Below are 14298 nucleotides of genomic sequence, written 5' to 3'. Positions count from 1 at the left end.
TTCGAATGACCGCCTTCCAGGGGTTTGACCCGCTGCCATACGCACGTTCCGGTTGCCGCGATGAATTGGCAACGGGCGTCAAACAAGGGGTGAAGAAGGCAAATCGGTACAGGTCCGGCCGGGCCGGCAGAGAAAATGTCAGGCGCGCCAACGCCAACGGGCGTGTGCCTTGACTACTCGCATCAAGAGTCTGCTGATAATCAACACGGGGAGGGTCTCATTCATACGTTGGGGCACAGTAACGTAGCCTCGCCAGCGGTGCAATATGGAGCCGCGAATACGGGAACATCACGACAGAATCTTTATAGGAAAAAACTGTTTTCTTAACGGAAAAGCCTGAATACATTGTCAGTGTTTCGCTTCCGATACAAAAACAACTAAATGGAATTTTGCATGCTTAGAGCTCCGTTGTTCGCGCCCCTCGCCGGCTGCCTCCTGACATTGGCCTGCGCGCAGGCATTTGCAGCCTCCTCGCCGTACTCAACCATGGTGGTTTTCGGCGACAGCCTGGCAGACGCCGGCCAGTTCCCCGATGGTTCTAAGGGCGCCACCTTGCGCTTTACCAACCGTACAGGCCCAACCTTTCAGGGCGATTACGGCCTGGTTTCATCTACCTTGCTGGGCGCGAAGCTGGGCGTCGCACCCAATGACCTGACCGCCTCGACGTCTCCGGTTCGCGCGGCACAAGGCCTGCCTGACGGGAACAACTGGGCGGTCGGCGGCTACCGTACCGACAATATTCTCGACTCCATCACCTCGGTCTCCAATGCGGCAATTCCACCCGGCAACCCCGGTGGCGGCACGGTTTTGCGCAGTCGCCAGGGTTATCTGCCGGCAAACGGCGGCCTCGCCGACCCGAATGCGCTGTATTTCCTCTCGGGCGGCGGCAATGACTTCCTGCAAGGCCGCGTACTCAGCCCCGGCCAAGCGGTCGCGGCCGGTGGGCGCCTGGCCGACAGTGCCCAAGCCCTGCAACAAGCAGGCGCGCGTTACATCATGGTGTGGATGCTGCCCGACCTCGGCCTGACCCCGGCCATCAACGGCACACCGCTGCAGGCGTCGAGTTCGGCCCTGAGCAACATTTTCAACCAGTCACTGGTACAGCGCCTGTCGCAGATTGACGCCCAGATCATCCCGCTGAATATTCCGCTGCTGTTGAAGGAAACCTTCGCCGACCCGGCGCGTTTCGGCCTGGCCACCGGTCAGAACCTCACCGGCACCTGCTTCAGCGGCAACGGCTGCACCGCCAACGCCACGTACGGGATTGGCGGCACCAACCCGGACCCGACCAAGCTGATTTACAACGACTCGGTGCATCCCACCATCGCCGGGCAACGCTTGATCGCCGATTACGCCTATTCGCTGCTGGCCGCGCCGTGGGAACTGAGCTTGCTGCCGGAAATGGCCCAAGGCACCTTGCGCGCGCATCAAGATGAACTGCGCAACCAATGGCAGGCGGACAACGGCGCCTGGCAAGCCGTCGGCCAATGGCGTGCCATCGTCGCCGGGGGCGGCCAGCATCTGGATTTCGATGACCAAAGCAGCTCGGCCAGCGGCGACGGCAATGGTTACAACGTGAATGTCGGCGGCAGCTACCGCCTCGACGAAAACTGGCGTGTCGGTGTCGCCACCGGGCTGTATCGCCAGACCCTCGAAGCGGGCGCCAGCGATTCGGACTACAAGCTCAACAGCTACATGGGCACCGCGTTCGCGCAGTACCAGGAAAACCATCTGTGGGCCGATGCCGCGTTGACCGGTGGAAAACTCGACTTTGACAGCCTCAAGCGCAAGTTCGCCCTGGGCGCCGGCGAAGGCTCGGAAAAAGGCGATACCGACGGCTGGCTGTGGGCCTTGAGCGCACGCTTGGGCTATGACATTGCCGGAGCCGGCAGTGACTGGCACTTGTCGCCGTTCATCAGCGCCGACTATGCGCGGGTTGAAGTCGATGGTTACTCGGAAAAGGACAGCCGCTCCACGGCGCTGACCTTTGATGACCAGCAACGCGACTCTAAACGCCTCGGCGTTGGCCTGCAAGGCAGCTACCGCGTCACGCCGCAGACTCAGGTGTTTGGCGAAGTGGCCCACGAGCATGAGTTCGAAAACGATACCCAGAAGGTGAACATTTCGCTCAACAGCGTGCCGGGGATCGACTTCAAGCTGGACGGTTATACGCCCCGCAGCAACTCGGATCGCTTGAGCCTGGGCGTCAGCCACAAGCTGACGCAGGCGCTGGCGTTACGGGCGGCGTATAACGTGAGGAAGGATGACAATTTGACCCAGCAAGGGGTCAGTGTCGGGGTAAGCTTGGACTTCTGATGAGGTCTTGAAACCTGCACTAAACAACTGTGGGAGCGGGCTTGCTCGCGAATGCGGAGTGTCAGCCTCTGAATGTGTAACTGATACACCGCCTTCGCGAGCAAGTCGAATCGTCGCACCGCCGCTCCCACATTTTGATCTACATCTGATCTCAGTCTTGCGGGGTTTGCTCAGCCAACGCCACCGCACGGAACATCGCGCGACGCTTGTTCAGCGTCTCTTCCCACTCCAGTACCGGCACCGAATCCGCCACAATCCCGCCGCCCGCCTGCACGTGCAGCTCGCCGTCCTTGATCACCGCCGTGCGGATCGCAATCGCGGTGTCCATATTGCCGTTCCAGGCAAAATACCCCACCGCGCCGCCGTATACGCCACGCTTGACCGGCTCCAGCTCGTCGATGATTTCCATTGCACGAATTTTCGGCGCGCCCGACAAGGTGCCCGCCGGCAGGATCGCGCGCAGTGCGTCCATCGCAGTCAGCCCGGCCTTCAGCTCGCCGGTGACGTTGGACACGATGTGCATCACGTTGGAATAGCGCTCGATCACCATCTTTTCAGTGAGCTTCACCGAGCCGATTTCCGACACGCGCCCGGTGTCATTGCGGCCCAGGTCGATGAGCATCAAGTGCTCGGCGATTTCCTTGGCGTCACTGAGCAAGTCTTCTTCCAGCGCCAGGTCAGCTTCTTCGGTCGCGCCACGTGGGCGAGTACCGGCGATCGGGCGCACGGTGATCAGGTTGTCTTCGACCCGCACCAGCACTTCCGGCGAGCTGCCCACCACGTGGAAGTCACCGAAGTTGAAGAAGTACATGTACGGCGTCGGGTTGAAGCAACGCAGCGCACGGTACAGGTCAATCGGCGCGGCCTTGAAGTCGATGGACATCCGTTGCGACTGCACCACTTGCATGCAGTCACCGGCGAGGATGTATTCCTTGATGGTACCGACCGCACGCTCGTAGTCATCCTGGGTAAAGCTGGAACGAAACACCGGGTCGGGAGCCGGCGGACGGCTGAGGTCCAGGCCTCGACGCGGGGTAATCGGCTGGCGCAGTTTTTCCAGCAAGGCTTCGAGGCTGGCCTGGCCCTGTTCGAACGCATCCGCCTGGGAGGGGTCGGCGAGGACAATGGCGTGCATCTTGCCGGCGAGGTTGTCGAACACCACCACCGCGTCGGAGACCATCAGCAGAATGTCTGGCACACCCAGCGGGTCCGGGTTCGGGCATTTGCCCAGGCGCTTTTCCACGTAGCGCACGCAGTCGTAGCCGAAGTAACCGACCAGGCCGCCGTTGAAGCGCGGCAAGCCCGCAACGGTCGGCACGTTGTAGCGCGCCTTGAAGGTTTCGACGAAGGCCAGCGGGTCTTCGACATCGTGGCTTTCGGTCTCGATGCCGTCGTGGGTGATGCTCACATGGTGGTCGTGAACCCGCATGACGGTGCGGCACGGCAGGCCGATGATCGAATAACGGCCCCATTTTTCGCCGCCCTGTACCGACTCCAACAGATAGGAGTTGGGCTCGTCGGCGAGTTTCAGGTAGACCGACAGCGGTGTGTCGAAGTCGGCCAGGGTTTCGCAGGCCAGGGGAATACGGTTGTAGCCGGCAGCGGCCAAACGCAGGAATTCTTCGCGGATCATGAGGTGCCTCGTGGCTTGAGGGTCAAACGGTCAGGTGTGCAAATGTACCGCAGCGCGGCGAGGATCAGTCAGGCGCGCCAACGCCAGCGGGCCAGGGCCTTGATGACTTTCATCCAGAGTTTGCGAGTGACCACCACGATGGCGTTTCCAGTAGGTGTTGGTTCGATGTCGGGCAACGTTATCTCAGCGCCCGCTCCCAAGCAACCGGGGATTAGCAGGCGCAAGTCATCAATGACCAGCGCCGGCGATTCTTCAGCGATTGGCCGACCATGGTTGTAGCCGTAACTCAAGGCCACGCACTGCACGCCCGCGGCTTTAGCCGCCAGCACGTCGCTGCGCGAGTCGCCGACGAACAGTGACTGCGACGCCGGGATGTTGGCCATTTTCATGACAAAAAACAGCGCCGCCGGGTCGGGTTTTTTCTGCGGCAAGGTATCGCCGCCGATGATCCAGCGGAAATACCGGCCGATTTTCATATGGTCCAACAACGGTGCGACAAAGCGTTCCGGTTTGTTGGTGATCAGGGCCATTTCCACGCCCTGCTTGTGCAGCCACTTGAGGGTGTCACGCACACCGGGGTAGACCACGGTCAGCTCGTGGCCGCCTTCATAGGCGGTGTTGAACAATTCCAGGGCATGCTCGGCTTCCACCTCATCGACACCTTCAGCATCAATGTGATTAGCCAGGGCCCGGCGCACCAGCATATGCACGCCATTGCCCACCCATTCACGCACCGACTCGATACCGGCCGGTTTACGCCCCAGCTCGAGCAGCATCTGGTCCACCGCCGCCGCCAGGTCTGGCACCGAGTCGATCAAGGTACCGTCCAGATCGAACATCACCAGCCGTGGCAGTTTGCCGGGGAACAGTTGCTCAAAGCCGCTCATGGACGCGCCAGCGCCAGTTCGGCTCGCATCTTGTCGATGACTTCCCGGTAATCCGGGGCGTTGAAAATCGCCGAGCCGGCAACAAAGGTGTCGGCGCCCGCCGCTGCGATTTCGCGGATGTTGTTGACGTTGACCCCACCGTCGATTTCAAGGCGGATGTCACGGCCCGAGGCATCGATCAGCGCGCGCGCTTCGCGCAGTTTGTTCAGTGTGCCGGGGATGAACTTCTGCCCGCCGAAGCCTGGGTTGACGCTCATCAGCAGGACCATGTCGACCTTGTCCATCACGTACTCAAGCACGCTCAGCGGAGTCGCCGGGTTGAACACCAGGCCCGCTTTGCAGCCGCCTTCCCGGATCAGTTGCAGGGTGCGGTCCACGTGCAGCGTGGCTTCCGGGTGGAAGCTGATGTAGGTCGCGCCGGCTTCGATGAAGTCACCGATAATGCGGTCCACCGGGCTGACCATCAGGTGCGCATCGATGGGCGCCGTCACGCCGTACTTGCGCAGCGCGGCGCAGACCATCGGGCCGATGGTCAGGTTGGGCACGTAGTGGTTGTCCATGACGTCGAAGTGCACGAAGTCGGCACCGGCGGCCAAAACATTGTCCACCTCCTCACCCAGGCGGGCGAAGTCGGCGGAGAGAATCGATGGAGCAATGACGAAGGGCTGCATGACGCACCTTTTTGAGCTAAATCACGATGGCGCGCATTGTATACCTCATGCTTTGCCCCGCGCACCGTGACCTCACTCAACGGCTAGTATGCGGCCCGGTAGATTTTCTCGATATCCGCCGCGCTGAGCTTGCGCGGGTTGTTGCGCATCAGCCGCTCGATACCTGCGGCTTCCGTGGCCATGGCCGGGATCGCGTCCTCCGGAACTCCAAAGCTGCTCAGCCCCGCCGGGATCTCCACTGCGGCACACAGTCGCGTCATCGCCTCGACAGCTTGATCGGCCGCATCGTTGACGCTCAAACCGGACACATTCACGCCCATGGCCTGCGCAATGTCCTGCATACGCTCCACGCACGCCAGCTTGTTCCAGTGCATCACGTAGGGCAGCAACAGCGCATTGCTCACGCCGTGGGCGATGTTGAAACGCCCGCCCAGCGGATACGCCAGCGCATGCACCGCGCCGACCCCGGCATTGCCGAATGCCATGCCAGCCATCAGGCTGGCGGTGGCCATGTCGTCACGCGCCTGCAGGTTGGCCGGGTTGGCGTAGGCCTTGGGCAGCGCGTTGGCGATGAGTTTGATCGCGCCAATCGCCAGGGCGTCGGTGATCGGCGAGGCATTCAGCGACAGGTAGGACTCGACGGCATGCACCAGCGCATCCACGCCACTGGCGGCGGTGACACTGCGCGGGCACGTCAGGGTCATCTGCGGGCTGATGAGCGCAACGTCGGGCAACAGGTAGTCGCTGACGATGCCTTTTTTGAGCTGCGCGGCTTTATCGGAGAGGATCGCCACATTGGTCACTTCCGAGCCGGTGCCGGCGGTGGTCGGAATGGCGATCAGCGGCGGGCCTTTGCGCGGCACCTGGTCAACGCCAAACAAGTCCGCCAATGCGCCGTGGTAGCCGACGTACGCGGCCACGCTTTTAGCGATATCAATGGCACTGCCGCCGCCCAACCCGATCAAGCCGTCATGCCCACCTTCGCGGTACACGCGCATGCAGTCCTCAACGATGGCGATTTCCGGGTCGGGCAGCACGCGGTCAAAGATTTCGTAGGGCCGGTCGCCCAAGTGTTCGAGCGCCAGCGCCACAGTGCCGGACTTGACCAGCGCGGCGTCAGTGACGATCAGCGGGTTATCCACATCGAGGCGGGTAAGCTCAAACGCGAGCTGTTCAATGGCGCCGGCACCGGTGAGCAGTTTGTGGGCGATCTTGAATGAGGAAGTACTCATGTGCGCGGCCTCTTATTGATAGATGGGCTGGCCCAAGAATAGCTGGGGATTTCGGGTTGCCTAGCATTCAGGGGCTGAATGGTCATTCCTGACTCAACATAGACCCCATGTGGGAGCGGGCTTGCTCGCGAATGCGCTGGGTCAGTTAAAGATGCGTTGACTGACACACTGCTTTCGCGAGCAAGCCCGCTCCCACATTTTGATCTCCGCTTGGTTTTAGACCTGTGCAGTGCGCAGTTTTTCGCTGCGGCCACGCAGCCATTCCAGGGTCAGCAGCAACAGCACCGAGAAGGCAATCAACAAGGTCGCCGCCGCCGCAATCGTCGGGCTGAGGTTTTCGCGGATGCCGCTGAACATCTGGCGCGGCAAGGTCGCCTGCTCGGGCCCGGCGAGAAACAGCGTCACCACCACCTCATCAAACGAGGTCGCAAACGCAAACAGCGCCCCCGAAATCACCCCCGGAGCAATCAGCGGCAAGGTCACCCGGCGAAACGCCGTCAATGGCGATGCCCCGAGGCTGGCCGCCGCGCGCACCAGGTTATGGTTAAACCCCTGCAACGTCGCCGACACGGTGATGATCACAAACGGCACGCCGAGCACCGCGTGCACCACAATCAGCGAAAAGAAACTGTTGCCCAACCCCAACGGCGCAAAAAACAGATAACTCGCCACGCCGATAATCACCACTGGCACCACCATCGGCGAAATCACCAGCGCCATCACCAGCGCCTTGCCACGGAAATTGCCGCGCGTCAGGCCAATCGCCGCGAGCGTGCCGAACACCATCGCCAGCACCGTGGCCGCCGGGGCGACGATGATGCTGTTCTTCAGCGCGCGCATCCATTCGGCGGAGGCGAAGAAGTCCTGATACCAGTGCAGCGAGAAGCCTTGCAACGGGTACACCAGGAAACTGCCGCTGTTGAACGACAGCGGAATGATCACCAGCACCGGCAATATCAGGAACAACAGGATCAAGCCGCAGAGAATCCGCAAGCTGTAGAACCACACCCGCTCAACGGGCGACATGTAAGGGTTCAGCATCGCAAGGTCTCCTCAGCTCAGGCGCAGGCGACTGGCGCCCACCAGCCGGTTGTAGATCAAATACAGCACTACGGTCGCCAGCAGCAGCAAGCCGCCCAACGCCGTTGCCATGCCCCAGTTAATGCTGGTGTTGGTGTAGAAGGCCACAAAGTAGCTGACCATCTGGTCGTTCGGGCTGCCGAGCAACGCCGGGGTGATGTAGTAACCAATCGCCAGGATGAACACCAACAGGCAGCCGGCACCCACACCGGCGTAGGTTTGCGGGAAGTACACGCGCCAGAAACTGGCGAAGGGGTGACAGCCCAGGGAAATCGCCGCGCGCATATAGGTCGGCGAGATGCCTTTCATCACGCTGTAAATCGGCAGAATCATGAACGGCAACAAAATGTGCACCATCGAGATGTAGACCCCGGTACGGTTGAACACCAGCTCCATGGGCTTATCGATCAGGCCCAGGCTCATCATCGCGCTGTTGATCAGGCCGCCGGATTGCAGCAACACAATCCACGCCGCCACCCGCACCAGAATCGAGGTCCAGAACGGCAGCAGCACCAGAATCATCAGCAGGTTGCTTTTGCGCGCGGGCAGGTTGGCCAACAGGTACGCCAGCGGGTACGCCAGCAGCAGGCAGATGAACGTGATCACCAGACCCATCCAGAAGGTGCGGGCGAAGATATCCAGGTAAATCGCCTGATCCGGCGTGGCCGGCGCCACTTCGCCGAGGTCATCGATGCGATGATCGACCGCCGCCAGCAAATAGTACGGCGTGAGGGTGCTGGTATTGCGCCGGATCGCCTGCCAGTACGCCGGGTCGCCCCAGCGTTCGTCGAGGTTTTCCAACGCTTCTTTATAAGAGGCCGGCGCTTCGGTAAACGGCAGCGCCCGCGCGGTTTTGGTCAGCAGGCTGCGGTAGCCGGCCAGTTCCATGTTCAAGCGTTTGGACAGATCGCCCAAGGTTTGGTTTTTGCGCGCCTCGCCCAGGTCCTCACTCAAGGCCAGGTACACCGGCTCGCCCGGCAGGCCACGACCGTCCCAGGCCTTGACCGCCACCACGGTGCGCGGCAAACCACCTACCACTTCCGGGTTGCCGACGCTTTTGTAGAGCAGCGCGACGATCGGCACCAGGAACACCAGCAGCAAAAACAGCACCAGCGGCGCAATCAAGGCCTGGGCCTTCCAGCGATTGAGCCGCTCGGCACGCGCCAGGCGCTGCTTGAGGGTGGGGCTGTTGACCTCGTTTGAGGGAACGGCGATGGCCATGGCTGACTCCGGTAAATCTTCAGTTAATCCCCTGTGGTGGGGGCTTTCTGTGGGAGCTGGCTTGCCTGCGATGCAGACACCTCGGGGTATCTGACATACCCGGTTGATGCCATCGCAGGCAAGCCAGCTCCCACATGAGCCTGTTCACACAGTGGGTTATGCGGTGTTGCTGCTTACTTGGCAGCCCACGAATTGAAGCGCTGCTCCAGCTGCTCGCCGTTATCTGCCCAGAAGCTCACGTCGATCTGCACCTGGTTGGCGATGTTTTCAGGGGTGGTCGGCATGTCCTTGAGGATGTCCTTGGCCAGCAACGGCACCGCCTGGGTGTTCGCCGGGCCGTAGGCGATGTTTTCCGAGTAGGTCTTCTGCTGCTGTGGCTGTACCGAGAAGGCGATGAATTTCTTCGCCGCTTCTGCACGGTCCTTCGCCAGGCCTTTAGGTATGGCCCAGGCGTCGAAGTCGTAGATGCCGCCGTTCCACACCACTTTCAGGTTGCTTTCCTTTTGCACGGCAGCGATGCGGCCGTTGTAGGCCGAGCTCATGACCACGTCGCCGGAAGCGAGGTATTGCGGCGGCTGGGCGCCTGCTTCCCACCACTGAATGTACGGTTTGAGTTCATCGAGTTTCTTGAACGCGCGGTCCTGGCCATCTTTACCGGCCAGCACTTTGTAGACGTCTTTAGGCGCAACGCCATCAGCCATCAATGCGAATTCCAGAGTGTACTTGGCGCCTTTGCGCAGGCCGCGTTTACCCGGAAATTGCTTCACGTCCCAGAAATCCGCCCAGCCGCTCGGTGCTGCCTTGAGCTTGTCGGCGTTGTACGCCAACACGGTGGACCACACAAAGAAACCCACGCCGCAGGGCTGGATTGCGCCCTTCACGTAGTTCGCGTTGTCGCCGAAGAGTTTTGGGTCCAGCGGCTCGAACATGTCTTCGTCACAGCCACGGGACAGCTCTGGCGACTCCACTTCCACCAGGTCCCAGGACACGCTTTTGGTGTCGACCATGGCTTTGACCTTGGCCATTTCACCGTTGTATTCACCGGCGATGATCTTGCCGTTGCCCGCGCTTTCCCACGGTGCGTAGAAGGCTTTGACCTGAGCCGCCTTGTTCGCGCCACCAAAGGACACGACCGTCAGGTCCGGGCCTGCCATGGCCTGTGTCGCGCCCATCAGGCCGATGGCCAGGGCGGTGTATTTAAGGGATCTCAACATTGTTGTTCTCTCCACGTGCAGGGTTGGTGAAGCCAGGGGGCGATCAATTCGCCTCTAGAAGTGGGTCGAGTGCGCGAACGTGCTCGACTTGCCAGCCAATCGGTACCACGTCGCCGACCGCCAGGGCTGGGTCCAGCTCGGCAATCGGTTGTTTCACAAAAAAATCGGCCTTGCCGCAGACTTCCAGGCGCACGCGCACGTGGTCGCCCAGGTAGATAAATTCCGCCACGCGCCCCGAGAATCGGTTCACGCAGCTTTCGCTGGAGCCATTCAGGCTCACGCGTTCCGGGCGCACCGAAAGGGTAACCGGACCGCCGAGCTGGCCGACATTGACTGCCAGCGCCTCGACCTTCTCGCCGCGCGCCAACTCCACCACGCAGCGCTCGCCGGTGAGGCTGTGCAGCCGGCCATTGAGTCGGTTGTTTTCGCCGATAAAGTTGGCGACAAAGGTATTTTTCGGTTCTTCATACAGGGTGCGCGGCGCGGCGATCTGCTGGATCTCGCCCTGGTGGAACACCGCCACGCGGTCGGACATGGTCAAGGCTTCGCCCTGGTCGTGGGTCACGTACACCACGGTCACGCCGAGGCGCTGGTGCAAGTGCTTGATCTCCATCTGCATGTGTTCGCGCAGTTGCTTGTCGAGGGCGCCGAGGGGTTCGTCCATCAGCACCAGCTGCGGTTCAAACACCAACGCGCGGGCCAGTGCCACGCGCTGCTGCTGGCCGCCGGAGAGTTGCGCCGGGTAGCGCTGGGCGAAGGCGTCGAGCTGGACCATGCTCAGCACGCGTTTGACCCGCTCGCTGATATCGGTCTTGCTCAGGCCACGCACCGACAGCGGAAACGCCAGGTTCTCGGCGACGGTCATGTGCGGGAACAGCGCATAGTTCTGGAACACCATGCCGATATCACGCTTGTGCGGCGGTACGTTGTTGATGGAGCGCCCGGCTAGCAGGATTTCGCCAGCGGTCGGCGTCTCGAAACCGGCGAGCATCATCAGGCTGGTGGTCTTGCCCGAACCGGACGGCCCGAGCAGGGTGAGGAACTCGCCCTTGCGGATTTCCAGGTTGAGGTCTTTGACGATCAGGTTCTCGCCGTCGTAGCTCTTTTGCACGCCACGAAAGCTGACCAGCACATCATTTGAATCCACCTCGCTCATACCCGCACCTTTGTGTTTTGGACTGCTGTGGCACAAGCGTAGTCCAGGCGCGAGCCCCCGGAAATCGGGGGCCGAGAGAGAATGGCATCAGCCGGATGGAAGGTTGGGGGTAGGGATTGCCCTACAGCGATGGCGGGGATGGAACAGTGCGTCAGCAGCGGGCGCCTGAAATGGGTTCAAGGGCCGTGAAACAGGTCGCAAACAGGCATGCGATTAAAGCAGCTTGTGCTCCATCGCGTACTTCACCAACTCGGCCAATGACGTGATGTTGAGCTTTTGCATCAAGCGCGCCTTGTGGGTGCTGATGGTCTTGCTGCTCAGCGCCAGTTGCCCGGCGATATCGTTGACGTTGGCGCCCTGGGCCAGGCGCTCGAATACCGAGAACTCGCGCTCCGACAGCAATGAATGCAATGGCCGGTTATCAGTCAAGCCAACTTCAAACACCATGCGGTCGGCCAGGTCCGGGTCGATGTAACGCCCGCCCGCCGCCACCTTGCGGATGGCGGTCAGCAACAGCGCCGGGTCGCTGTCCTTGGTCGCATACCCCGCCGCGCCGACTTTCAAGGCGCGAGCCGCCATTTGCGCCTCGTCGTGCATCGACAGCACCAGAATCGCCGGCGGGTTACTCAGCGCCCGAATGCGCGCGATGGCTTCCAGGCCATTCACGCCGGGCATCGAGATATCCAGCAACACCACCTCGCACGGCACATGGCGCAAGGTCTCCAGCAATTGTTCGCCATTGCCCGCCTCACCGACCACCAGCAGGTCTTTGGCCAGGCCGATCAGTTGCTTGATGCCTTCTCGAACGATGGTGTGGTCTTCGGCTACCAGTACGCGAATCACAGGGGTTTCCTCTTATAGTCAGGCATCCAGCGGCACCGTAACACTCAGGGTGGTGCCCTCCCCCGGCTCGCTGTGCAGGCTCATCTGCCCACCCATCATCAACACGCGCTCGCGCATGCCGACCACGCCAAACGACACCGGCCGCCCTTCGCCCTGGACGAAACCCACACCGTCATCACTGATGGTCAGCCGCAGGTCCGGGCCTTCCACGGTCAATGTCAGTTCGACAGTATGCGCCTGGGCATGGCGCATCACATTGGTCAGCGCTTCCTGGAGAATCCGGAACAGGCCGATGGCCTTGCCGTCGCTCAAGGCGGGCAAGTTTTCCGGGACTTGCACCAGGCACGGGATCTGCGTGCGGGCTTCAAAACGCCGGGCTTGCCACTCGATGGCCGAGGCGATGCCTGCGTCGAGAATCGGCGGGCGTAGAGCAGTGGCCACGTCGCGCACCAGCTGGAACAGCTGGGCGATCAGGCGCTTCATGCTGTTCAGCCTTTCGTTGAGGCCGGGATCGAGTTGCGCATAGGCCAGCTCGCACATCGAGGTTTCCAGCTTCAGCACCGTGAGCATTTGCCCTAGCTCGTCGTGGACTTCACGGGCGATACGCGCCTTTTCCTCTTCGCGCACGGTTTCCAGGTGGGCCGACAACTCACGCAGCTGCGCCTCGCTTTGCAGCAACGCGGCCACGTAGCGACGACGCTCGGTAACGTCATTGAGGTAGACGACCAGGTATTCGCCGTCGGCAAATCGCAAAAAGCTCAACGACACGTCGGCGGGCAGGATACTGCCGTCAGCGCGCAGGCAATCGGTGGCGAAGTTTTGCGGCCCTTCCTCGCTGGCGCGCGCGCGCTTCCACAGGTTGAGCCAGCGATCCATGTCCAGGGTCGGGTCGAAATCAATCAGCGGTCGCTCGATCAACGCGCCAGGCGAGTAGCCCAGCATGCTTTCGGCGGCGCGATTGGCGTAGCGCACGTGACTGTCCCAATTGACCCAGAGAATGCCAACGGTGCTTTGGTCGATGGAAAATTGCGTCAGTTGCAGGGCCTCGGCACCGGCGGCGCGCGCGGCGCTTTCTTCGCGGGCGGCCAGCAGGCTGTGTTCGAGTACCCGTTGCTGGCGACGTTGCCAGAACACCACGGCCAGGCTGGCGAGCAGGAACATGCCCAACAGCAGGCAAAGGTTTTGCCACAGGCCCGCAGACTCAGTCAGCCGAGGGTATTTGGGTTGCAGCCAGCGGGTGTGCAATTGGTCGAGGTCGCGGGCCGGTATCGCGCGCAAGGCGCTTTGCATGATGGTTGCCAGTTCGGGCCACTCACGGCGCGTGGCCACGCGCAGCAATTGCGGCAGGCCGATGTCGCCGACGACCGCCAGCCCGGCGAACTCCGCCTCGCCTGACAACCGGCTCAATTGCGCCTCATCCACCACGGCGTAGCGCGCTTGCTGGCTCACAAGCAATTGCAGGGCCTGGCGCTCCATGGGCACGCCTTGCAGGTTCAGGTTGGGGTAGGTGCTGCGCAGGTAATCGGCCACGGCGCTGGGCATGCGCACGGCGACGCGGGCGTGTTCGTCGAGTTTTTCCAGCTCCACCACGCCGCCGCCGTCGCGAATACCGACGATGTGCTGGGGCACGCGCATATAGGGGTCGGTAAATAACCACAGGCGCAAACTGGCCGGGGTTTGCTGCAAACCGGGGGCGATGTCCACCTCGCCGTCACGCACGGCAGCTTCCAGTTGCTCCTGACTCGGAAAATTGCGCCATAACAGCTCAATGTTCAGCGCCTTGGCCAACCATTGCATCAATTCCACATTGGCCCCGGACAACCGCTGCAGGCGCCGATCGTATTGTGCGTACGGCGCCTGCAACACCAGGCCCACCCGCAGTTCCGGGTGCTGCACCAGCCATTCACGCTGCTGCGCATCCAATTGCGCCTGCGGTGCGACAGGCGCAGGCGCGGCCGTTGCCATCAAGGCAACGCACAAACAGCCGATAACCAGCAGACAGCGAAAACCCATGATCCACGTCTCACATCACTGACAAATACTGA

Annotated in this window: 11 protein-coding genes; 1 reads left to right on the top strand and 10 read right to left on the bottom strand. The window is 61.6% G+C overall.

Annotated elements, in window-relative coordinates:
- Nucleotides 1-393: 393 nt before the first annotated feature.
- Complete coding sequence (gene estP / locus Q7C20_RS07665) at nucleotides 394-2316, top strand: esterase EstP (RefSeq protein WP_375066620.1); 1923 nt, start codon at nucleotides 394-396, stop codon at nucleotides 2314-2316.
- A 151-nt stretch (nucleotides 2317-2467) separates the two neighbouring features.
- Here the strand turns inward: estP and trpE are convergent, their stop codons facing one another.
- The 10 genes from trpE to Q7C20_RS07615 form a co-directional block, all read right to left on the bottom strand.
- Nucleotides 2468-3949, bottom strand: a complete 1482-nt coding sequence (gene trpE, locus Q7C20_RS07660; RefSeq protein ID WP_375066619.1) for an anthranilate synthase component I — start codon at nucleotides 3947-3949, stop codon at nucleotides 2468-2470.
- Between the two features lie 68 nt (nucleotides 3950-4017).
- Nucleotides 4018-4836 (bottom strand): phosphoglycolate phosphatase, encoded by an 819-nt coding sequence (locus Q7C20_RS07655; RefSeq protein ID WP_375066618.1) that lies wholly within the window; start codon nucleotides 4834-4836, stop codon nucleotides 4018-4020.
- Nucleotides 4833-5507 carry a ribulose-phosphate 3-epimerase gene (gene rpe, locus Q7C20_RS07650; RefSeq protein WP_348056495.1) on the bottom strand — a complete coding sequence of 225 codons (675 nt, stop codon included), beginning with the start codon at nucleotides 5505-5507 and terminating at the stop codon, nucleotides 4833-4835. The genes Q7C20_RS07655 and rpe overlap by 4 nt, the downstream gene beginning before the upstream one ends.
- 83 nt (nucleotides 5508-5590) lie before the next feature.
- Nucleotides 5591-6739 (bottom strand): iron-containing alcohol dehydrogenase, encoded by a 1149-nt coding sequence (locus Q7C20_RS07645; RefSeq protein ID WP_375066617.1) that lies wholly within the window; start codon nucleotides 6737-6739, stop codon nucleotides 5591-5593.
- A gap of 216 nt (nucleotides 6740-6955) precedes the next feature.
- Entirely contained in the window at nucleotides 6956-7780 is an 825-nt protein-coding gene (locus tag Q7C20_RS07640) for an ABC transporter permease (RefSeq protein ID WP_375066616.1), read from the bottom strand.
- A gap of 12 nt (nucleotides 7781-7792) precedes the next feature.
- On the bottom strand, nucleotides 7793-9040 hold the full coding sequence (locus Q7C20_RS07635; protein WP_375066615.1) for an ABC transporter permease: 1248 nt from the start codon (nucleotides 9038-9040) through the stop codon (nucleotides 7793-7795).
- A gap of 173 nt (nucleotides 9041-9213) precedes the next feature.
- Entirely contained in the window at nucleotides 9214-10254 is a 1041-nt protein-coding gene (locus tag Q7C20_RS07630) for an ABC transporter substrate-binding protein (protein ID WP_348056503.1), read from the bottom strand.
- Nucleotides 10255-10297: 43 nt separating this feature from the next.
- Entirely contained in the window at nucleotides 10298-11410 is a 1113-nt protein-coding gene (locus Q7C20_RS07625; RefSeq protein WP_375066614.1) for an ABC transporter ATP-binding protein, read from the bottom strand.
- A gap of 213 nt (nucleotides 11411-11623) precedes the next feature.
- Nucleotides 11624-12253: a response regulator transcription factor gene (locus Q7C20_RS07620; RefSeq protein WP_348056507.1), complete on the bottom strand. Its 630-nt coding sequence runs from the start codon at nucleotides 12251-12253 to the stop codon at nucleotides 11624-11626.
- 18 nt (nucleotides 12254-12271) lie between these two features.
- Nucleotides 12272-14266 (bottom strand): histidine kinase, encoded by a 1995-nt coding sequence (locus Q7C20_RS07615; RefSeq protein WP_375066613.1) that lies wholly within the window; start codon nucleotides 14264-14266, stop codon nucleotides 12272-12274.
- Between the last annotated feature and the right edge of the window lie 32 nt (nucleotides 14267-14298).

The sequence above is a fragment of the Pseudomonas sp. AMR01 genome, from assembly GCF_041946035.1.
GTDB lineage: Bacteria > Pseudomonadota > Gammaproteobacteria > Pseudomonadales > Pseudomonadaceae > Aquipseudomonas > Aquipseudomonas antarctica_B.
Note: the sequence above shows the minus strand (reverse complement) of the source record. Positions and strands in the feature narration are given on the sequence as shown.

Coding starts and splice junctions, on each gene's coding strand:
- Q7C20_RS07640 (WP_375066616.1), bottom strand. CDS start 7,780: ATGCTGAACCCTTACATGTCGCCCGTTGAGCGGGTGTGGTTCTACAGC.
- rpe (WP_348056495.1), bottom strand. CDS start 5,507: ATGCAGCCCTTCGTCATTGCTCCATCGATTCTCTCCGCCGACTTCGCC.
- trpE (WP_375066619.1), bottom strand. CDS start 3,949: ATGATCCGCGAAGAATTCCTGCGTTTGGCCGCTGCCGGCTACAACCGT.
- estP (WP_375066620.1), top strand. CDS start 394: ATGCTTAGAGCTCCGTTGTTCGCGCCCCTCGCCGGCTGCCTCCTGACA.
- Q7C20_RS07615 (WP_375066613.1), bottom strand. CDS start 14,266: ATGGGTTTTCGCTGTCTGCTGGTTATCGGCTGTTTGTGCGTTGCCTTG.
- Q7C20_RS07645 (WP_375066617.1), bottom strand. CDS start 6,739: ATGAGTACTTCCTCATTCAAGATCGCCCACAAACTGCTCACCGGTGCC.
- Q7C20_RS07625 (WP_375066614.1), bottom strand. CDS start 11,410: ATGAGCGAGGTGGATTCAAATGATGTGCTGGTCAGCTTTCGTGGCGTG.
- Q7C20_RS07655 (WP_375066618.1), bottom strand. CDS start 4,836: ATGAGCGGCTTTGAGCAACTGTTCCCCGGCAAACTGCCACGGCTGGTG.
- Q7C20_RS07630 (WP_348056503.1), bottom strand. CDS start 10,254: ATGTTGAGATCCCTTAAATACACCGCCCTGGCCATCGGCCTGATGGGC.
- Q7C20_RS07635 (WP_375066615.1), bottom strand. CDS start 9,040: ATGGCCATCGCCGTTCCCTCAAACGAGGTCAACAGCCCCACCCTCAAG.